Genomic DNA, 19,252 nt, shown 5'->3' on the forward strand with positions numbered 1-19,252 from the left:
AGGATGAGCAAAGATATTGCGGTCATCAATTACGGCATGGGCAATCTACGCAGCGTGGAGAACGCGTTGGCGAAGATTGGTGCTAAGCCACGTATCGTAGAGACTCCGGAAGAAGTAGGGGAGGCTGAGGGCTTGATCCTGCCTGGTGTCGGAGCTTTGCGTGACTGTGTCGACGGACTTAAGTCTGTGAAGTTTGACGACTTCATCCACGGCTGGGTGAAAGAGGAGCGTCCGTTCATGGGCGTTTGCCTTGGTTTGCAGGCTCTCTTCGATCACTCGGAAGAGGATGATGTGACAGGTCTTGGCGTATTGCCTGGCCAAGTGGTTCGTTTCAAGTCGCGCCCCGGTTTGACCATTCCTCACATGGGATGGAATCACGCGAAGCTCGTTCAAGAAGGCTCGCCGTACTGGTCCGAACTCGATCCGAGCAAGGATCGTTTCTACTTCGTGCACAGCTACCACATCGCACCGGAGGATCCATCGATTGCTCTTACAACTACAGACTACGATGGTGAGTTTGTAAGTTCGGTAGCGACCGGCTCTTTGATGGCGAGTCAGTTTCACCCTGAGAAAAGTCAGGCAAAGGGACTGCAGCTCTACGCTAACTTTGTGGCTCAATGTTAAGGATTAGCCCTGCTGCGCTAACAGTGTAGGTCGGCTAATACTTTGCGATCCGCGAGCTCACCCTTTACAAGGGTGGTAAGGAGGGCTAATTAGTTCGGTTTCTTCGGATTAGGATTACCTGATTCGATAGTTACGCCTAGATTCCATTAACTGATTTACGCCTGAACATGAGCAAAGAGGCCCTTCTCAAACTTGAGGACAAAGAGCTCTCGTTCCCGATTATTGAGGGAACCGAGAATGAAAAAGCGATCGATCTGCGCACATTGCGTGCCCAGACCGGATATATCACCTTTGATGAGGGGTTTGGCAATACTGGTTCATGCCAAAGTGAAATTACATTCATCAATGGTGAGAAGGGGATCCTTCGCTACCGTGGTTACCCGATCGAGCAGATCGCCGAGAAGTCGACCTTCATCGACTCTGCTCATTTGATCATCTACGGTGAGCTCCCGACCGAAGAGCAGCGTACTCGCTTCCTCGTCGACCTGATTAAGACCTGCAACATCGACACTCGCATGGTTCGTCAGTTCGAAGCGTTCCCGCCTTCAGCTCATCCGATGTCCATCCTTACTTCAATGATGGGCTCCTTGAGCAGCTACTATCCAGAGCTTTCGACCAACGACCGCGTACTCGACCTCGAGAATTTCGACCGCTCGGCGGCGTCTGCGATTTCCAAGGTCATGACAGTCGCTGCGATGTCTCACCGTATCGCGAATGGTCTGCCGATCAACTACCCGAAGAAGGATCTCACTTATGCTGAAAACTTCCTGCACCTCATGTTCTCCAGCCCGAACGATGAGTACGTGGCTCCGAAGGAAGTTTCCGAAGCTCTTGACCTGATCCTTCTGCTTCACGCTGACCACGAGCAAAACTGCTCTACCTCTACAGTTCGCATGGTTGGTTCTAGCGGTGCGAATCTCTTCGCTTCCATCACTGCTGGCGTATGTGCGCTTTGGGGACCACTCCACGGTGGCGCTAACATGGGCGTGATCAAGATGCTCGAAGCCATCCACGCGGAAGGCGACGATGGAAGCCGCTTCATCGAAGAAGCGAAGAGCGGTAACAGCGGTAAGCGTCTCATGGGCTTCGGTCACCGCGTTTATAAGAATTTCGACCCACGCGCTAAGATCATTGGTCAAGCTTGCGAGCGTCTGCTTGACGCTCTCGGCACCAAGGATCCTTGCCTCGATATCGCTCGCAACCTCGAGCAAGCAGCGCTCAACGACGAGTACTTCATCAAGCGTAACCTCTATCCAAACGTCGACTTCTATAGCGGTATCATGATGCGTGCGATCGGTATCCCTCTCGACATGTTTACTGTCATGTTCGCGATTGGTCGTATGCCAGGTTGGGTTGCTAACTGGCACGAGGTGGCGTCCCAGCCAAAGGGTAAGATCAACCGTCCGCGTCAGGTCTTCCAAGGGCCTAACGAGCGCGATCTGCCTGCTGACTATAATCAGCGCTAGTTCTGTCTGGAACGACTTTCATGGAACGGTCTCTCCCTGCGAGAGGCCGTTTTTTGTGTGCTATACAAGCGTGATGGACACGTGCCTCCCTTGGGCAACTAGGCATTCTGGATGCTCATGAGCGAACTGGATTGAGGCTCGAAGCTGGAAATTCAGTTCACGAAGTTCCTTTCTGGAGTTCCTGAACCGATTTAGCTGAAAATTTTTTCGTTTGTCGTTGGTGCTTGGTGGCGAATTGGCATGGCCTTTGGCGACTCCGAAGTGCTTGAAGAAACGTCACTTCCGGATTTCAACCCTTACGGGTATTAGAAAACGAGCAGGAAAACTGATTTAGGTATTAGATTTGTTAACCACATTCGCTTGACCTCGGGGGTTCAGCTAATACGTTCCGAATCCGTTATTAGAGAATTATATATCATTAATTCACATGAACACTGGAAGCACACCATTCACTCATCCCTTGATTAATTTCGAGCTACCTCCCGAGGTAGAGGAAATCCTGGCGGCTGCCCCTTCGGTAGTCGTTCCGGAGTCGGTTGAGGATCTCCGCAAGCTCTCCTTGTGCGACGCTGATGATCTCGGCTGGCACGAGGTTGCATACGACGTCCCAGGTCAGGGAAAAGTCGTGGAAGCGAATGTTTGCCGCGTTAGCAACGGTATCGCAGCGAACTACGTTGACCCGTACATGCGTCGTCGTGACCCCGACTGCATGGTGATCGGTGACCAACGTAAGACCGACAAGCCGAAGTATGAAGATCGTTACGGCGAGTCTTTCGATCCGCTCCGTGACGAGACCTTTGGATGGCTCAAGTCACAGCCGCTCGCGGTTTTCCCATTCAACGCCGGTATCCAAGGCAAGGGTGCGGATGCGATGGTCGTTGGTCCAGCCAATGCCGGTTTCTTCGCTCTCGGCCTCGCGCTTCTTCAAGGCATGATCGAGCCGGACAAGGTGCCGGAAGGCTTCTCTCCGAAGGCGGTTATCTACGTCGCTCCTCCTTTCCGCCATACACATTTCGAAGGCAAGCAAGTCGTGGTTCACAACCGTCTCGACGGCATGCACGAGCTCTTCAGCTACAACCTCTACCCAGGTCCGTCTGCCAAGAAGGGGATCTACGGCGTTCTCCTCACTCTCGGTGAAGAAGAGAGCTGGATCACAATGCACTGTTCTACAGTGGAGGTGGTGACTCCGTACGACAGCAGCGTTGTCATCTCTCACGAAGGTGCGAGTGGCGGCGGTAAGAGTGAGCTGCTCGAGCAAGTCCATCGTCAAGCGGATGGCTCGCTTCTCCTCGGTGAGAACATCGTCACGGGCGTTCGCCGCTCGATCAGCTTGCCGCAAGCGTGTGATCTGCATCCGATCACCGACGATATGGCGCTCTGTCACCCGACTCTCGACAAGGGTACTGGCAAGCTCGGCCTGATCGATGCGGAAGATGCATGGTTCCTCCGTGTGAACCACATCGACAAGTACGGCATCGACCCGACTCTCGAGTCTCTAACAATTCACCCGAAGGAAGATCTGCTCTTCCTCAACATCAAGGCTCAGCCAGACAGCACCGCGCTCATCTGGGAACACATTGAAGACGAGCCTGGTTCACCTTGTCCGAACCCGCGTGTGGTCGTTCCACGTGCAGCGATTCCAAACATCGTGGACGAAGAGGTTGAGGTCGATATTCGTAGCTTCGGAGTGCGCTGCCCTCCGTGTACTGCTGACAAGCCAAGCTACGGCATCATGGGCATGTTCCACGTGCTGCCGCCGTCTCTCGCTTGGTTGTGGCGCTTGGTTGCTCCACGCGGACACGCCAACCCAAGTATCGTTGATACTGGAGGCATGTCTTCTGAAGGTGTTGGTTCTTACTGGCCGTTCGCGACAGGTCGTCGTGTTGACCAAGCGAACCTCATCCTCAAGCAGATCGTCGAGACTCCTGAGGTTAGCTACATTCTTGTACCAAACCAGCACGTCGGAGCCTGGAAGGTCAGCTTCATGCCACAGTGGATTACTCGTGAGTACCTCGCACGTCGTAACGGGGCGAAGTTTAGCGAAAAGCAGGTTCAGCCATCTCGTTGCCCGCTGCTTGGCTGGAACCCAGATTCCATCATGGTCGAGTCCCGTCAGATCGGCACGCGCTTCTTCAATGTCGAGAAGCAGCCAGAAGTGGGTGTGGAAGCGTACGACAAGGGAGCTGAGATTCTCTACGATTTCTTCCGTAGCGAGCTCGCAAACTTCGACTCTCCGGACCTCGATCCACTCGGTCGCCAGATCATCGAGTGCTGCTTGCAGGGCGGAACTGTCACCGACTACGATTCACTTCTTGGAGGCGGAAGCCTCCGCAAGAAATAAGCCGTTTTCAGGCTTTCGCAAAATACGAAGCAGCTCTCCGCAAGGGGGCTGCTTTTTTATGTTTTTGCCGGACAGCTTCTGATGCAAATGCACCTACAATTACTCATTTCTTGGGGTTGGTCGTCGCCGCTGGATAGGCTTATCTTGGGAGGTGATGAGGATCGTTCTCTGTTTGTTATTCCTTTGCCCCTTCTGGTTGCTATCGAATCTGTTTTCACAAGAGGAGTTTTTGGGCGATTCAACTAGCCCCGCTCTGCCGAAATGGGGATATGCGTTTCAGGGCTACGTTCCTCATAAGACATTCAAAAAGGAAGTTTCTCCAGTGGTGGGATCGACTCGGAAAGGGCTGCTGCTTGATACCTCGAAAGGAGTGAAAAGAGTTAAGTTCGGCCAAGCTGGCGTGACCTTGGAGTCGGCTTTGCAGGTGACTCCTCACTTCGCTCAGCTTGGAGAATTTAAGGTGATCTTCGAAAACCGTGCTCAACAGCGCCGTGATGCGGCTCTTCAGAGCGCTCTGGACGCGGACATCGAGTACGCTCAAGCGAAGCTCGATCAGATGAATGCGGCGGATCCTTCGACTCCCATTTCCGGCAAGCCTGAACGCATGAGCAATGACGAGTTTAGCGCGGAGCTCGCGGACGTGAGTGACACGAGCGAAGCGCTAAGGGACAGTTTGTTTGAACGAGGAGGGCAGGTCGCTGATACGGTATTTCTATCTTTGGAGATCTTTCCCGACATGGACATGCGTGACGCTTACGCGGCAGTGATTCTTTATCACGATAGCTTCGACAAAGAAGGGAGTGTTTCGGGCCGAATCCCTATTATCAGCATCGAGAAAGTTGGCGACTTGAAGGGAGGAGCGTCGAATCCGTTATCTTTGGATCTCTCTACGAAAGAGCAGTTTATCCAGAACTTGGAATTCCAGTTCTACTTGTTCGCAAACGATGGGACTCCAGTCGCGACCAATGCGTCGAGTTCGTTGCAAGAGATCAACCAAGCGGAGAGAGAGTATATTCAAAATAAGCTCTCTAAAGGGAAGCTTCGCTAGCTAAATAGCGAAGAGATCGTCGGAGCTCTTTCTCGATCGGACGGGAGCTTACTTCTTCGTATGGTGCTCGTGGAGAAGGCCTTCGAAGTCGAGACCGGTGAGCTTCTTAAGCCCTTTGATCAAACGCCAGAGGGCGTAGACGAGGATCGCCATGGTTGGGCCAGTGATTACGACCCACGAGACCCAGGTCAGAGTGCCGATTTCGTCGTTGAAACTCTCGGTGCCGCCAGGGCTTTTGACGATCATCGAAGCAAGCACGAAGTTCAGAACAGCGCTTATCAGGAAACTGAATACGAGCAGCCAGTTGGCGACTTTGAACTGAGAGTCGAGCTCGGCCTTCTTCTCGGGCGTATCGATGTGGGAGTCGATCTTTTCGACGTCGAAAATCTGGTCGTTGAAGAGGAAGGTTTTCAGCAGCGAGTTCTTCCGCTTTGCGGTGGCTAAAACGAGGATTCCGATGACGAGTGGCATCGCTGTTTCTTTGAGGACGACCCACTTTGGTTCCGCTTCCATCAGACCAATCCCTCCGGTGAGCAGAATATTTAGGAATCCGAAGATGGAGATGATGTTGTAGTTTTTCCGCTGAACGAAGTCGTAGACGAAATAGCCGATGGGGAAGGCGAGAGCCACGACTAGCCCGAGCACGGGCCCGAGACGCTCTTCTCCGCTTAGGTTTTTGAGCACAAGGATCGGTAACGCTAGGTTACAGATCAGGTTTACTAGGAAGTTCTCTGTTTTTTTCGGCGGTGCGGCTGTTGTCGGGGCGTCGCTCATTCTTTGGAAGCTTTGATTGCGTCAGGCTGAGTGAGCCCTATACCTTGCGGAAAATTTGAATATGTCTAGTAAAAGCATCCTCCTCGGCGTCAACATCGACCATGTCGCCACTGTTCGCCAAGCTCGTTATAAGGACAGCCCTCGCACTTGCGGTGGCTTCGTGGAACCGGATCCGGTGACTCTCGCTCTGCTTTGCGAGAAGGCTGGGGCTCAGGGGATCACGGTACACCCGCGTGAAGATGCGAGGCACGTGCAGCGAGAAGACGTAAAGCGTCTCCGCCAGTGCATACAGACCCGTCTCAATATGGAGATGGCGGCGACGGACGATATGTTGGCTTTCGCTCTCGAGGTTTTGCCCGAGACGATTTGTGTTGTTCCGGAAAGCCGTGAAGAGGTGACGACTGAGGGCGGGCTCGAAGTCGCTGGGCAATTCGATCGAGTGGAGCGTATTGTGAAGTCGGCTGCTGAGGCTGGCATCGAATCGAGCCTCTTCATTGATCCGGAGTTCGATCAGATCGAAGCATCCGCCAAAGCGGGAGCGAAGTACATCGAACTGCACACGGGGGCCTATGCGAACGCTTATTACGATAAGCCTGAACGTGAAGCGGAGCTCTCACGCTTGATTGCGGGAGCGAACAAAGCGAACGAACTCGGCCTCATCGTAAACGCGGGTCACGGGATCAACTATGTGAACGTTTCTGAAGTGATCACCATTCCGCACCTGCATGAACTCAATATCGGGCACAGTATCATCAGCCGCGCTCTATTCTACGGGATGGATGAAGCGGTACGTGAAATGAAGGCCTTGATGGCTGGCGTTTAAGCTGCGACGGATATGGATGCGATTTCTCTTCCTTTTAAAGGCCCGGTGCTCGGGATCGGTGTGGACATCGTATCCGTTTCCCGGATTCGCGATTTGATCGAACGTCAAGGCGAGCGGTTTATCGAACGCGTCTATACGGATACCGAGAGGGAGTATTGCGCGAAGTTCCGCGATCCGGCGGAACGTTATGCGGCTCGCTTCGCAGCCAAAGAGGCGGTCGCTAAAGCCTTTTCGTCAGGGATCGGTGAGCAATTGAACTGGAAGTCAGTCGGAATTGTATCCGGTGAGCGAGGACAACCTGAAGTCGAGCTAGACGAAAAGGGGAAGGTGCTGCTTTATCAAGTGGGGGGCGAGAATGTGGCGATCAGTCTCTCGCATACCGATGACACTGCGATCGCCTTCGCCGCGATCATTGGGTAGGGCTCGACACGCCGGGCGAGCCGCATCGGTTCGAAATCCTGCATTGCGGTCCGCCCGGCGGTCGTACCCTAGCTTTTGAATCGCTTAAAGAGTGTGGGCTCCTATGCTCTTTCGTTATGCCCAAGCCCTTTTCTCATCCCATTCTCAGTTGCTCCGCTTCGCATGAGTGGGAGCAGGAGCTACTGAAGTCTGAAGAAGACGCGTGGCAGGCTATGCTCCGTGTGGGGGTGAAGTTGGGACGAGGGATTAGGGATTTCTATGCGATGAGCTCGTTTCCGCAATCTGGATTGCGGGTCCTTGCCTTGGTTGGGAAGGGGCATAATGGCGGGGACGCTCTGTTAGCTCTGGCGGCGCTCGCATTGGAGGAGGGGTATCTCAGGCAGGTTGATATCGTTTTGAGTTCGGAACTTGATGCTCTGAAGCCGAACACGAAGAGGGCTTTAGGATTGCTCCAGGAGCGCGCGTCGATCGTGTTTTTGCAGGCGAGCGATTTGCGAGGCACCGGCGAGGTCTTTGATATCTGCATCGATGGTTTGCTTGGCATGCAGTTTCGGCCGCCATTGCGTGAGCGGATTACGGATTTGATTGAGACTGTGAATGAGGTCTCGAAGATCCGTTTGCGAGTTGCAGTCGATCTGCCATCGGGCGTGGGGGATGAATCAGATGAAAGGGCATTTCGTGCGGATGTAACGTTTGCCACGGGGATATTCAAACAACCCCTGCTAGGCTGTAGAAACGCCGGAGTGATCCGGTATTTGGATATCGGTTTTTTCGAAAACGATCGAACTGCAGTTAATCGTGTAGTGACAGATCAAATACTCGACCCTTTGCGTGGAGTCAGGTCCGCTTTCAGCGAAAAGCGGCAGCATGGTCATCTGGCGATCTTGGCTGGTTCGCGTGGCATGCCGGGGGCCTTGGCGATGGCTGTCCGGGCCGCTTTGCAAAGTGGAGTTGGGTTGGTAACGGTGTTTGCTCCCGAATCGGTAGTGTCGCAGCTTGCTTGCACTTTGCCCGAGGCGATGTGGCGTACTTGGCCTGAAACGCCAGAGGGTGGCTTGGCCTTGGAAGGGCTTTGGCAGATCAAGTCGATCGCCGGCAAGGCGACGGCGCTTTTGGTCGGTCCAGGAATGGGCAATGAGGCGGAAACTCAAGCTCTGCTGTGCGAGGTCGGACGGTATTGGAATAAGCCGGCAGTACTCGATGCTGACGCTCTCCGGCCGGAAGTTGTAGACAGTTTCTTGGCATCCGAACTGATCCTGACGCCTCATGACGGAGAGTTTAAACGCCTCGCGAGCGTTGACGAAGTTTCCGATGCGGATGTGTTGGGCTACGCGAAAGAAAGAGGGCTTACCTTAGTCAAGAAGGGGAGCTCGACTCGAGTGTGCGATGGTGAGGCTTTGTATGTAAACCCGACGGGTAACGCGGTTCTATCTCGAGGAGGAAGTGGCGACTTGTTGGCTGGTCTGATGGCTGGCTTGCTGGCTGAGGGCAGTGGGAGCTCGACGGAGGTGGCCTGTCGCGCTGTCTACTGGCATGGGAAAGCCGCGGACTTGCTGGCGGTGAGCAAAGGGCAGGTCGCAACGCGTACTACAGACTTGTTGGATTATTTGGTTCCGGCCCTTCGGGGTGACGCAGGCTGAGTAAGGCTTGGTTAGAATCTCAGTTGTAGATCGGCTTTATCGAGCGCATTGAGTGGAGGTCTTCTCTCAGTTTGATTTGAATCGGTGTGGGAAGGTGTGGAATCGCTCGGAGGACGAGATCCTCGGCTTTTTCGAAGTTGCCGCATCGGGCGTAGTATATCGCTAAGACCTGAGTAATTCCGTAGTTTCCGGGGAATCTCTCGCTGGCGATTTCTAGGATCTCCATGTGTTTGGGTTCTGGGTACACTTCAGAGCTTAGCCAAACAGCCCCGATCCAGTAGTAGAGTTGCGGCAGGTAGATCGCTCCTGCCTGTTTTGCTCTGAAGAGTTGAGTGAGGTGTTGCAAGGTCTCCTCCTTGTTGAGCGTTCCGGTTCGGTAGGCTTTACCTTCAAGCCGGCGAGAGACCTGATTGATGGAGTGCCATAGCTGAGCTCGACTGTTTTGGTCGTCGAGAGCGAGAGCTAGGGAGAGCGTTTGTTCGGCCTCGTTTCGTCGATTGTTCTGGAATTGCCATTGTCCTTTGAGGGAGAGCAGATTTGAGGATTCCGGCCAGCGCTTCAGGTTGGTTTCGATTGTGGAAATTGACCTTTCGGAAGCTTGTACATCGAGGAGCACGCGTGACTTCAGGGTTTGGATTTCTTTGTCGGTGACTGGGTGTAGTTGAAGTTTTGGTACTGCTTGGTGATTCTCTGGAGTGAACTTTAGAGTGTAGGTACGGCCTTTGTTTAGGTACGCTTTCAGTCGGTTCTCGAGATCTGAGAAATCGATGCCGAGGTTTTCAACGAATAGGGACTCCGGAGTTTGGTTCGATCTGAGCGCTTTTTCGATAAAGGCATATACGCGTGGCTTGGGGATGTCGTGTTCTCCAAGAATCAGGTAGTGGATCAGTAGCCACGACTGCGAATAGAACGTTCCTGCATGTTCGCCCCCTCTGTATTCGCGGGATTGGTAGTTGACCGCCACAAGTTTATCCAAGGGGAGGAAACCTTCTTGCCTGAGGTAGAGAACGTTGAGATTTATCGGTTTTCCGATGGTGAGACTGTCATCTGCCTCTTGCTGGACGGTTGAGAAAAACTCAGCGAACCCTTCTTTGATCCAGAGGGGAGCGCTCTGATATTGTCGCATGAGATGATGGACGTATTCATGGACGAGCGTTTCTCGGGTTTGTTGTTCGGAGCCGATGTCGTTGATGACGGAATAGTAGCCCTCGCAATCGTTTGAAAAATAGCCGCCGAGGGTTCGACGCCTGCGTCCCGATCGGAAAGAGAACTCATCGCGAGTTTTAGCGTTGCCCGTAATTATCAGAAGTAGCTCTTCCTCTTGTTTGTCGCTTAGCTGTGGGAAGACGAACTGAAGTCCGGCTCTCGCGTTCCAAATGATTTCGAAGCTGCGTTGGATTTCCGCTTTGCGAGCGTTGCTTACGACTTTGAAAGGGCTCGCTTCAGACTGCCACCACTTGGGGGCTGATTCTAGGTCTGCCAAGGGGGAAAGAAGGATGACGCAGGCGAGAAGGGCTCTACGTTTTCGTTGGTCGAAGAGCCAATTTAAGCAGAAGAGAGGATTGAGCATAGATGGTTGTCGCGAGCAAAGATCGTGCCTGAGGATTCGATTGCGGAACTGGAATTTGCCGACCAACAGATGTGGTCTTGTTGGACTTTCTGCCACCGGCTCTCCAATGTCCTGCGTTATGGAACTCCAACTTTCCCGTAAGCAGGCTTACTGGGCCTTGAACGGGCTGCCTGCGATTGGCCCCGTGTCGCTGAATCGCTTGCTGTCCGCCTTTGGTGGCGACCCGTGTCGCGCTTTGTCTGCGACACGACCTGAGCTCGAATCGATCAAAGGGCTGCAGCGTCGGACTGTCGACGTGTTGCTCGATTGGTCGAAGCATTTCGATCTCGAGCGTGAGATGGCTCAGGCTGAGCAGCGAGGTGTGGACTTTGTCTCTTGCGAGGACGAAGAGTATCCGAGCTTGTTGAAGGAAATCTCTGATCCGCCGATTGGGTTGTATCGATTGGGGAAATACGACTTTAGAAAACCGTCGGTAGCAATCGTGGGTACGCGGAACTGTTCTCTTTATGGTCGCAGTGTTGCGGAGAGTTTTGCCAAGGACTTGGCTCAGCTCGGTTTTTGCGTCGTGAGTGGAATGGCCCGTGGAATAGATACCTTTGCTCACAAAGGGGCTTTGCAAGTGGAGGGAGGATCGACGGTCTGCGTGTTCGGTTGCGGAATAGACATCGTGTATCCACCGGAGAATGTTGATGTGTTTCGGGAAGCGCAGCTTAATGGAGCGGTGGTGTCAGAATTTCCTTTCGGGCGCCGAGCGGATCGCCAGACCTTTCCGATGCGTAATCGAGTGGTGAGTGGGATGTCGCACGCGGTGATTGTGGTGGAATCGGATGATGCCGGCGGATCGATGATCACGGCCCGCTTTGCAGGAGAGCAGGGACGGGTCGTTTGCGCGATTCCGGGACGGATCGATCAGAAGGCGAGCAAGGGAAGCCATCAGCTGATTCGCGATGGAGCGGTGCTGCTCCGCAGTGTCGACGATCTTCTGGAGGAGCTTGAGCATCTGAAGCTAGTGCCAAGCCTCGCGACTGGTGAATCGAGTTTGGAAGCGGAAATGGCGTATCCAGAGTTGGAAGGAGACGAAGCCGCAGTGGCCAAATCTCTTGCAGGCGGCGAAGCCCTTTCGCTGGAAGACCTGGGAATAAGGCTAGGCTTAGCGGTATCCGAGATCTCTGTTCTTTTGATGGGAATGGAGCTGAAAGGTCTTATCGCAAAGCGCTTGGACGGAAAATTCGAGCTGGCATACAAGTAGCTCCTACCTCGACACGCTTTGACCCAGTCACCTTTCTATTTCTCCTACGATATACACATGAAGAAGATCAGGATTTTGCTTCTCTCTCTCGTTTCGCTAGCGATTTTCTCTCATGCTCAAGCGAAAGAAGCCCCGGACCAAGATGCTATGCGTTATCAGTTTGACGAAGCGATGGCGGAGTTGGGAGGGGGAGATGAAGCGACCCAAAAAGCAGTTGCCCTGAAACTGAAGAAGCTCGCTGTAGCTGGACATGGGCGGTCTCAATATTGGCTCGCTCAACTCTATTTCGAAGGGATTGGAGTGGGCCAAAACGTTGAGCAGGGGAAGCTCTGGATCCAGCGAGCGGCAGAGTCAGGTTACCCGATTGCGATGTTGGCTTACGCCGAGATTTTGATTGGGGAGGTGGAAGGTGACGAGGAACCGGACTACCAGACACTGAAGTCTCTGTTGGAAGGTACCTTGTCCGATGCGGCAGCTGCTGGGCTTTCACCAGAGGAGTTTGGCATTTATCGCCGTACCAAAGCTCGAGCCAACTACCTGCTCGGTCTGCTCTACCAAAACGGTTGGGGCGTTGAGGAAGACCTCGTGAGAGCGATGCAGCTGATGGAGAAAGGATCGCGGACGGGAAGCAAGGACGCGAGTATGGCCCTGGCCATTGCCTATGCCAAAGGTGAGGGTGTGGAGCGGGATGTGGAGAAGGCGAAGACCTTTTTCGATCTGTTTGACCTGCAGTCGGCAGACGAAGCGAATCGATCGATTGAAGGGACACTGGGGATGCAGGAGGACCGAGGTGACCGGGAGAACATGATCGAGGCGAGCGAACTCATCGGGGAGTCGATCACGCAAATGGTCTATGCGATGCAGACACAGTTCGCCACCGAAGTTCTGGATGAAGAAAGTGAGGACTTCGATGCGGAGTTTGCCGCGACCTTGCTAGGCTTTGCTGCGGAGGGAGGCTACCTGGAGGCCAAGCTGCGTTTAGGGCTGCTTCATTATCGAGGTCTGGGAGTGGAGAAGGATTTGGCGAAAGCGGCTGACTACTTTGCGTCCGCTGCGAAAGAGGACTGGGTATTAGCTCAATACAATTGGGCAGCCATGCTGCGAGCGGGAGAGGCGCAGAGCGAGGGGAAGCGGTACTCTGCCGAGTCTCTCTTTGAGAAGGCAGCGGACAGCGGCCTCTATGCGGCTCAAGTGGCCTTGGATGATAAGCTGAGTCCTGTCTCGCCTTTGAGCCCAGAAGAGGCGAGCTCTCTCTGTATTGAACAAGCGGATGCAGGGGATGCTCGAGCAATTTACAGTCTCGCGCTCCGGAAGACCTCGGGTTGGTTGGTCGATGTTGAGCCCGATTTTTCTAAGGTTATCTCACTTTATGAAAAGTCTGCGGAAGACGGTTACAAGCGCGCTCAGTTTGTCATCGGAGCCATGAAGCTTTCCGGGGAAGGGGTGGCGTTTGATCCATTGGGAGGAATCGCCTACATCAAGGATGCGGCTTATCAAGGGTTGCCGGAAGCTACCTATACCTTGGCGGAATGTAAGCTCAAGGGCTTGGGCGTTTCGCAAGATCCATTTGACGCTTATGAACTGTTCAAGAAGGCAGCTCGCTTGGGATTTACCAACGCCTACAATCGCGTAGCCGCGTTTCATTATTACGGAATTACTGTTCCGAAAAATGAATACAAAGCGGCCGAATTGTATTTGTATGCTGCTGATGAAGGAGACGCGGAGGCGGCGCAAAATTTAGGTAACTGTTATCTACGGGGAATCGGAGTGAAGATGAGCACTCGGGAGGGAATTCGTTGGATCAGCAAATCTGCAGAATTAGGGAATCTGGTTTCTTGTTATCATCTCGCGAATATTTACCGGGAGAACTTACTGGTGGATCAGGATTTGGTTGAGGTCGCGTACTGGTTTGAGCGAGCTGCAGAGTTGGGTGATAAAATGGCGATGCGAGAGACGGCTCTGAATTACTTCTTGGGGCGTGGACACCCTCGAAACCGAGGTAAAGCAGCTCAATGGCTGGAGATGTATTTGGTGCACCCGGCTCCGATTACAACTGCGGCACTGTACTTCCCCGGCGAATACGAAACGAATGCCGTGCTAGAGAAATTTCGACCGGATGACTATTCGGCGATGCTAATGTCTGCCGATCTTATGGCGGAAAAAGAGTGGTCTGGAACGAATCGCAAAGAGGCTCGAAAACTCTACGAAAGTATGGCGAGCAAGGGTGCTCAAGGAGCTAAACTTCGTTTAGCTCGAATGTACCGAGATGATGATTCCAGCAGCAAGGATGCGAAGCGAGCGATCTCGTATTTCAAAAGTCTTTACGACGGAAATCACGATGAGTCGTATGAAGGAATGCGTCATTTTGCGGCGGAAGCCGCATATGAGCTCAGTGTGTGTTATGCTGATGGATACGGGGTAAAGGCGAGCGAGTCCCAACGGGTGCATTGGTTGGAAGAGTCGGCTAGGCTCGACAAAGTGGAGGCTCAGTTCGAGCTCGGAAGCTTACTCGCTGCCCAGACTGAGAGTTCTGCTACGCGGTCTGCCGGAACCAACTGGCTGCTCAAGGCTGCAGAGCATGGGGATCATCGTTCACAGCTAGCGATTGCTCGCCTTAACTTGGAGAGCCCTGTCGCGAATGTGGCTAAGGGCGTTGTCGTCGATTGGTTGAAGGCCTTGGTTGACGATGGCTCAGGTGAAGCTCGTGTCTTGTTGCGGAAATATGGGGTCCGTTACAAGGAGATCGAGCGTAGACAGCCATCACCTCAGAAGGAGGAGAAACCGGTTGATCCGTGGGCTCCGATAGGCGCGGCTTGATGGCCTAGTCGAGATCGATGGAGGGGAGGCCATCGATGCTGGTGACGTTGTTTTCCGCTTGATAGGCTTTTACGACTTCGGGGCCTTTTTTGGCGGCCCATTTGTCGAGCCCGTCACGGTGTCCTTGGAAGTCGTAGAAGGGGACGGCGTAGCCGCAGGAGTCGCACACGCGTTCGACTTTGATGTGGATGATGGCGCGAGCCCCCGGGTTCTCTGGAAAGTTGCCGGCGAGTTTCTCGTACTCCTCGCTGCCTTTGAGATAACTCACGCCTTTGCCGTGCAGGCGGAAGATTTGCGGTGGGCCTTCGAAGGCGCAAAACATGATGACGATGCGGCCGTTCTCGCGAAGGTGAGCGATCGTTTCCGCGCCGCTGCCGGTGTAATCGAGGTAGGCAGCTTCTAGCGGTCCGAGGACGCGGAAACTGTCTCCGCCTTTTGGTGACAGGTTGACGTGCCCGTCGGCGGAAAGCGGGGCGGTGCCGACGAAGAACATCTTCTGTTTTTCGATCCAGGTTTTGTGTTTCGGCGAGATCTCGGGATGAACTTTCATTTTGAACTAGGTTCCGGGGATGGATTAGAGCTTTTGGTAGAGTTCGGGTGGAAGGAGGCGAAGGAGAAGGGCGACCCAGCGCCAGCGGCCTGGAATGTAGGCCACTTTCTTGCGTCGCTCGACGGCTAAGAGTAGGGCTTTGACTGCGTGTTCGGGGGAGATGAGCCAAATTGGGTTGTCCGCTTTCATCATGGCGGTGTCGACGAAGCCTGGGCGGATTTCGGTGACTTGGATGGGTAGCTTGTCCTTCGCCACGCGAAGCTGGAGCCCCTCGAGGTAGGAAGCGACAAAGGCTTTGCTAGCGTTGTAGGCGGGAGCATGGGGGGAGCCTCTGACTGCTGCGACCGAGCTGATGCCAACGAGTTTACCGCGCCCTTGCTTGATGAAATGCTGCATGGCGTGACTCGCTACTTCGGTGAAGGCGAGGGCATTGAGCTGCACGGTTTCGCTCTCGAGTGATGGCTCTAGCCTGGAGTTTATGTGTCCGGTACCGAACACGATGTAGACTGCTTCGATTTCGCGGTCCTGATGGAAGATCGCTTCTAGGTTCTTCCGCAGGGAGGCGGGCTTGCTACCATCGAAATGCGTTACGGTTGGTCGCTTGTCTTCGAAGTGGCGCTGGATCTCGTCTGGACGATGGCTAAGGAGTTCCAGGGGTTCTCCTTGCGAATGGAGCTCCTTGGCGAGGGCGAGTCCTATGCCAGAGGAACTGCCGAAAATGAGGATCATCGCTTGGGGTTGGGCGTGTTTGAAGAGTGGGCTCTACTTCTTCTCGATCGTCACTTCGCCTGCCCGGGCTAGGTAGCGAGTGCCGTCTGGGCGTTCGATAATGAGAGAACCGTTCGAATCGATGCCGTTGGCTGTGCCTGAGATCCGGCTCTCGCCTTGGAGAAGAGTGATCTCTTTTCCGTTTAGGGTATCGTATCTCGACCAGCGTTCTTTGAGTTCGGTGCGATGGCTTCCGTCGAGGAGCTTTTTGTAAGCGATGGCGATGCGTCCGGTGAGAGTGGATACGAGTTTGTTTATGTCGAAGGTGCGTCCTGATGATTGGCTGAGGGAAGTCGCTATCTCTTTGAGCTCAGCGGGCCAGTCGGCTCCGTCGCTATTCACGTTGAGTCCGAGCCCGAGCACTACGTTGAGGACGATGTCTGCTTCCATGCGTGCTTCGGTTAGGATGCCGGCTACCTTTTTGCCGTCTATGTGCAGGTCGTTGGGCCATTTGATTTTGCAACTGACCTGGCAGAGGGAGTTGATGCATTCGCAGATGTTGATCCCCATCCAGAGGGTGAAGAGCGACATTTGGCTGGGCGAAATCTGGGGGCGGAAGGCGAAGCTTGAGTAGAGGTTTCCGTTTTGCGGGCTGTGCCATTCTCGGCCGAGGCGGCCGCGTCCAACGGTCTGTAGTCGTGATAGGACTACGAAGGGGGTGCACTCTCCGTTGGCGATGCGTCGTTCGGCTTCCGAGTTTGTGCTGTCGACTTCGTCGAGCACGATTGCCTGGTAATCCTCGGCCGCATGTTGAAGGCGGGCTTGGATGAGGGCTTGGTTCAAGGTGTCTGGGACTTGGGTGAGCCGGTAACCCTTGCTGCGTACGGCTTCGAAGTCGAACCCTTGAGCTTTGAGTTTTTCCATGTATGACCAGACGGATACGCGGGAGACGCCGATGAGTTCGGCAAGCTGGCTGCCGGAGACGAAGTCGCCGTCGGCGGCGAGAAATTCGCGGAGTATGAGGACGTTTGTGTCGGACATTGAAAGAGGTTGTTTAGGACTTAGGTTTTTAGGGATTGAGGTGTTTTATTTGTGCGTGGTCGTTTTTCTGCCTAAGGCCTAAATTTATAATGCCTGATTCCCTAGATTGGAATTTCATGAATCGAGGCCGATGTCGATCCAGGTGGATTGGTGGACGGTGGCGCCGGTGGAGATGAAATCGAGTCCGAGAGTGGCGAGTTGGGGGAGGAATTCGATGGTTATACCGCCGCTCGCTTCGGTGACGGCTTTGTCTCCTATGAGCGAGATGGCCTTTTGGAGTTGAGGAATGGAAAAGTTGTCGAGGAGGATGATGTCGACCTTGGCGGCGAGGGCGTGCTCGATTTGCTCGAGGGTGTCGACTTCCATCTCTACGAGAATGTCGGGGTGTCGTGCTCGGGATTCGGATACGGCGTCGATGGCCGATTGGCGAGGGTCGCTGCCGAAGGCGGCCAGGTGGTTGTCTTTGAGCATGACGCGGTCGAAGAGGCCGATGCGGTGGTTCCATCCTCCTCCGCAGGCGACGGCGTATTTTTCGAGGACGCGGTAGCCGGGGGTGGTTTTGCGTGTGTCGAGCAGGCGGGTCGAGGTGTCGCCCATCGCGGCGACGTACTGGCGAGTGAGCGTGGCTACGCCGGAGAGTTTTTGCAGGAAGTTGAGGAGCGGGCGTTCGGCGCTGAGTAGGCTTCGCACGGGGCCGGAAACGGTTCCGATGACTTGTCCGGCGGTTAAGGTGTCGCCGTCTGAGGCGACGCCTTGGAATTTGAGTTTCGAATCGTATGCGGCGAGCACGTGTGGCGCGAGCTGGGTGCCGCAGATCGTGATGGGGGTGCGTGCTTTGAGGGTGGTGCTCACGCTTTGGTCCGAATCGAGCAGGGCGGAGGAGTGGTCGCCTGCAGTGATGGTGCCGGCGGCAAGCCCTCCGGCCGAAAGGTCTTCGCTTTTGGCGAGCTCGATGAGGGCTTGGATGGGGCCGAGGTCGAGGTCGGTCCAGGAGAGTTTTTGGCAGCAACGATCGGGTTGTTTCATGGGAAAGCGGGCAGGATGTGTGGATATGCGAAAATGGTGAAGCGGGAATTTTGATTTGTTGGGGTTGCTGTAGCGGATCTTGCTTCTCTAGGTATTGAGGCATGAGTTTTGATGAATTTGTGGAATCCGTGTCTTCTGGAACTGCTCCTGCTGGATTGAGTGGGGCGCTTGTGGCGCTCTGGTGGGACAAGAAGGGGGATTGGGAGCGAGCTCACGAGGAGGCGCAGAGCGCGGGGAGTCGTGAGGGCGATTGGGTGCATGCGTACTTGCACCGCAAGGAAGGGGACGAGGGGAATGCTGGGTACTGGTATTCCCGCTCTCGGGAGCCTTTTTTCGAGGGGACTTTGGACGCGGAGTGGGAAGCGATCGCCAAGGCTTTGTTATAGAGACGATTCTTGCGGTTTTGTGGCGGGAGCGGAGGTCTCGCAACTGTCCTCTCGGGCACGTAAGGGTGCCTGCCGATTGCGCAAGGCGCTGGAATAGGCTAGGTTAGGTGGAGTTAACCGTGTATGCCTATGAGCTCTCCTCTTTTTGGCCAGATCGTTTGTTTCCTGTTTTCTTTTAGCTTGCTGGGCATCGCCTTCTTTCGGGCGGACGTTCAGACAGCGTTGAAGGGTATGTCTGTGTTTTGCGGGATGTGCTTGGTGATCATTGGAGCGATCGGTCCTGAGAATATTGCGACGCTGACTATTAAGACGGCGGAGAGCGAAATCAGCTTCAGCCGCTACGAGCCGACGGAGGAGGAGAAGGAGGAGGTTTTGGGGCTGATTTCGAGTGCGAAGGACGCGAACGACCTGGAGGGAAATTCGTTCGTCAAGGCTGCGGAGGAGCGGACTCCGGAGGAGCGTTCGAGTCTGGACTATTTGCTTTTGGCTAGGGTGGAGAGCTTGAAGGAGGATCCGGCCAAAGCGCTCGAGTACGCTTACGTGGGCAGAACGATCGAGACTAAGGACGCGACGGTGCGAGCTGAGCTGAACGGGGTGATCGGGCAGAGCTACAAGGACTTTGGAAAACCCAAGATCAGCAGCAAATTTCTCAGGGAGAAGAAGGAGCTTTTGATCAATCCGGAGACGATCAGGCGGGTAAGCGAGAATCAGCTCGCTCCGATTCAGAGCCCCAAGCCGCAGAAGTAGGGGGCGTCTCGGGGCGTTTGGT

17 protein-coding genes are annotated in these 19,252 nt (G+C 54.4%); 11 read left to right on the forward strand and 6 right to left on the reverse strand.

All coding sequences use genetic code 11. The annotated features are described in order from the left end of the window. The first annotated feature begins 3 nt into the window (after window positions 1–3). From hisH to JIN87_RS13470, 4 genes are all read left to right on the forward strand, one after another. The gene (gene hisH, locus JIN87_RS13455; RefSeq protein WP_200356089.1) at window positions 4–624 is read left to right on the forward strand and encodes an imidazole glycerol phosphate synthase subunit HisH; all 621 of its coding nucleotides are present in this window, start codon (window positions 4–6) and stop codon (window positions 622–624) included. Between the two features lie 167 nt (window positions 625–791). Beyond that, complete coding sequence (locus JIN87_RS13460) at window positions 792–2,090, forward strand: citrate synthase (protein ID WP_200356090.1); 1,299 nt, start codon at window positions 792–794, stop codon at window positions 2,088–2,090. Window positions 2,091–2,517: 427 nt separating this feature from the next. After that, window positions 2,518–4,431 carry a DUF4914 family protein gene (locus tag JIN87_RS13465; RefSeq protein WP_200356091.1) on the forward strand — a complete coding sequence of 638 codons (1,914 nt, stop codon included), beginning with the start codon at window positions 2,518–2,520 and terminating at the stop codon, window positions 4,429–4,431. Window positions 4,432–4,801: 370 nt separating this feature from the next. Then, complete coding sequence (locus JIN87_RS13470; protein WP_200356092.1) at window positions 4,802–5,479, forward strand: hypothetical protein; 678 nt, start codon at window positions 4,802–4,804, stop codon at window positions 5,477–5,479. Window positions 5,480–5,527: 48 nt separating this feature from the next. Here JIN87_RS13470 and JIN87_RS13475 read toward each other — a convergent pair whose 3' ends face one another. Then, the gene (locus tag JIN87_RS13475) at window positions 5,528–6,253 is read right to left on the reverse strand and encodes a VC0807 family protein (protein ID WP_200356093.1); all 726 of its coding nucleotides are present in this window, start codon (window positions 6,251–6,253) and stop codon (window positions 5,528–5,530) included. A 61-nt stretch (window positions 6,254–6,314) separates the two neighbouring features. On the opposite strand from JIN87_RS13475, the gene JIN87_RS13480 reads away from it, so the two are divergent. From JIN87_RS13480 to JIN87_RS13490, 3 genes are all read left to right on the forward strand, one after another. Beyond that, the gene (locus JIN87_RS13480) at window positions 6,315–7,076 is read left to right on the forward strand and encodes a pyridoxine 5'-phosphate synthase (protein ID WP_200356094.1); all 762 of its coding nucleotides are present in this window, start codon (window positions 6,315–6,317) and stop codon (window positions 7,074–7,076) included. A gap of 12 nt (window positions 7,077–7,088) precedes the next feature. Beyond that, entirely contained in the window at window positions 7,089–7,496 is a 408-nt protein-coding gene (acpS, locus tag JIN87_RS13485; RefSeq protein WP_200356095.1) for a holo-ACP synthase, read from the forward strand. 116 nt (window positions 7,497–7,612) lie between these two features. After that, window positions 7,613–9,136 carry an NAD(P)H-hydrate dehydratase gene (locus tag JIN87_RS13490; protein ID WP_200356096.1) on the forward strand — a complete coding sequence of 508 codons (1,524 nt, stop codon included), beginning with the start codon at window positions 7,613–7,615 and terminating at the stop codon, window positions 9,134–9,136. Window positions 9,137–9,155: 19 nt separating this feature from the next. On the opposite strand, the gene JIN87_RS13495 is transcribed toward JIN87_RS13490, so the two are convergent. After that, window positions 9,156–10,706 carry a hypothetical protein gene (locus JIN87_RS13495; RefSeq protein WP_200356097.1) on the reverse strand — a complete coding sequence of 517 codons (1,551 nt, stop codon included), beginning with the start codon at window positions 10,704–10,706 and terminating at the stop codon, window positions 9,156–9,158. Between the two features lie 118 nt (window positions 10,707–10,824). On the opposite strand from JIN87_RS13495, the gene dprA reads away from it, so the two are divergent. After that, window positions 10,825–11,955, forward strand: coding sequence for a DNA-processing protein DprA (dprA, locus tag JIN87_RS13500; RefSeq protein WP_200356098.1), 1,131 nt, complete (start codon window positions 10,825–10,827; stop codon window positions 11,953–11,955). A 57-nt stretch (window positions 11,956–12,012) separates the two neighbouring features. Next, entirely contained in the window at window positions 12,013–14,772 is a 2,760-nt protein-coding gene (locus JIN87_RS13505) for a tetratricopeptide repeat protein (protein ID WP_200356099.1), read from the forward strand. 4 nt (window positions 14,773–14,776) lie between these two features. Here the strand turns inward: JIN87_RS13505 and JIN87_RS13510 are convergent, their stop codons facing one another. The 4 genes from JIN87_RS13510 to nadC all read right to left on the reverse strand — a co-directional run bounded on the left by JIN87_RS13510 (window position 14,777) and on the right by nadC (window position 18,097). Next, the gene (locus tag JIN87_RS13510) at window positions 14,777–15,322 is read right to left on the reverse strand and encodes a pyridoxamine 5'-phosphate oxidase family protein (RefSeq protein ID WP_200356100.1); all 546 of its coding nucleotides are present in this window, start codon (window positions 15,320–15,322) and stop codon (window positions 14,777–14,779) included. A 24-nt stretch (window positions 15,323–15,346) separates the two neighbouring features. Further along, window positions 15,347–16,051: an SDR family NAD(P)-dependent oxidoreductase gene (locus JIN87_RS13515; RefSeq protein ID WP_200356101.1), complete on the reverse strand. Its 705-nt coding sequence runs from the start codon at window positions 16,049–16,051 to the stop codon at window positions 15,347–15,349. 33 nt (window positions 16,052–16,084) lie between these two features. Next, complete coding sequence (locus tag JIN87_RS13520; protein WP_200356102.1) at window positions 16,085–17,071, reverse strand: biotin--[acetyl-CoA-carboxylase] ligase; 987 nt, start codon at window positions 17,069–17,071, stop codon at window positions 16,085–16,087. A 114-nt stretch (window positions 17,072–17,185) separates the two neighbouring features. Then, window positions 17,186–18,097, reverse strand: coding sequence for a carboxylating nicotinate-nucleotide diphosphorylase (nadC, locus tag JIN87_RS13525; RefSeq protein WP_200356103.1), 912 nt, complete (start codon window positions 18,095–18,097; stop codon window positions 17,186–17,188). Window positions 18,098–18,198: 101 nt separating this feature from the next. Here nadC and JIN87_RS13530 point away from each other — a divergent pair, with 101 nt between their 5' ends. Then, a complete protein-coding gene (locus JIN87_RS13530; RefSeq protein ID WP_200356104.1) occupies window positions 18,199–18,483 on the forward strand; it encodes a hypothetical protein in 285 nt (94 codons plus the stop codon). 129 nt (window positions 18,484–18,612) lie between these two features. Then, complete coding sequence (locus JIN87_RS13535) at window positions 18,613–19,230, forward strand: hypothetical protein (protein ID WP_200356105.1); 618 nt, start codon at window positions 18,613–18,615, stop codon at window positions 19,228–19,230. The last annotated feature ends 22 nt before the right edge of the window (window positions 19,231–19,252 follow it).

The organism is Pelagicoccus mobilis (assembly GCF_016595505.1).
GTDB lineage: Bacteria > Verrucomicrobiota > Verrucomicrobiia > Opitutales > Opitutaceae > Pelagicoccus > Pelagicoccus mobilis.

Bases quoted from the DNA above. Each gene is read 5' to 3' on its own strand.
- JIN87_RS13515 (WP_200356101.1), bottom strand. From the start codon at position 16,051: ATGATCCTCATTTTCGGCAGTTCCTCTGGCATAGGACTCGCCCTCGCC.
- JIN87_RS13490 (WP_200356096.1), top strand. From the start codon at position 7,613: ATGCCCAAGCCCTTTTCTCATCCCATTCTCAGTTGCTCCGCTTCGCAT.
- acpS (WP_200356095.1), top strand. From the start codon at position 7,089: ATGGATGCGATTTCTCTTCCTTTTAAAGGCCCGGTGCTCGGGATCGGT.
- JIN87_RS13510 (WP_200356100.1), bottom strand. From the start codon at position 15,322: ATGAAAGTTCATCCCGAGATCTCGCCGAAACACAAAACCTGGATCGAA.
- JIN87_RS13520 (WP_200356102.1), bottom strand. From the start codon at position 17,071: ATGTCCGACACAAACGTCCTCATACTCCGCGAATTTCTCGCCGCCGAC.
- JIN87_RS13495 (WP_200356097.1), bottom strand. From the start codon at position 10,706: ATGCTCAATCCTCTCTTCTGCTTAAATTGGCTCTTCGACCAACGAAAA.
- JIN87_RS13535 (WP_200356105.1), top strand. From the start codon at position 18,613: ATGAGCTCTCCTCTTTTTGGCCAGATCGTTTGTTTCCTGTTTTCTTTT.
- JIN87_RS13530 (WP_200356104.1), top strand. From the start codon at position 18,199: ATGAGTTTTGATGAATTTGTGGAATCCGTGTCTTCTGGAACTGCTCCT.
- JIN87_RS13475 (WP_200356093.1), bottom strand. From the start codon at position 6,253: ATGAGCGACGCCCCGACAACAGCCGCACCGCCGAAAAAAACAGAGAAC.
- JIN87_RS13480 (WP_200356094.1), top strand. From the start codon at position 6,315: ATGTCTAGTAAAAGCATCCTCCTCGGCGTCAACATCGACCATGTCGCC.
- nadC (WP_200356103.1), bottom strand. From the start codon at position 18,097: ATGAAACAACCCGATCGTTGCTGCCAAAAACTCTCCTGGACCGACCTC.
- JIN87_RS13465 (WP_200356091.1), top strand. From the start codon at position 2,518: ATGAACACTGGAAGCACACCATTCACTCATCCCTTGATTAATTTCGAG.
- JIN87_RS13505 (WP_200356099.1), top strand. From the start codon at position 12,013: ATGAAGAAGATCAGGATTTTGCTTCTCTCTCTCGTTTCGCTAGCGATT.
- JIN87_RS13460 (WP_200356090.1), top strand. From the start codon at position 792: ATGAGCAAAGAGGCCCTTCTCAAACTTGAGGACAAAGAGCTCTCGTTC.
- hisH (WP_200356089.1), top strand. From the start codon at position 4: ATGAGCAAAGATATTGCGGTCATCAATTACGGCATGGGCAATCTACGC.
- dprA (WP_200356098.1), top strand. From the start codon at position 10,825: ATGGAACTCCAACTTTCCCGTAAGCAGGCTTACTGGGCCTTGAACGGG.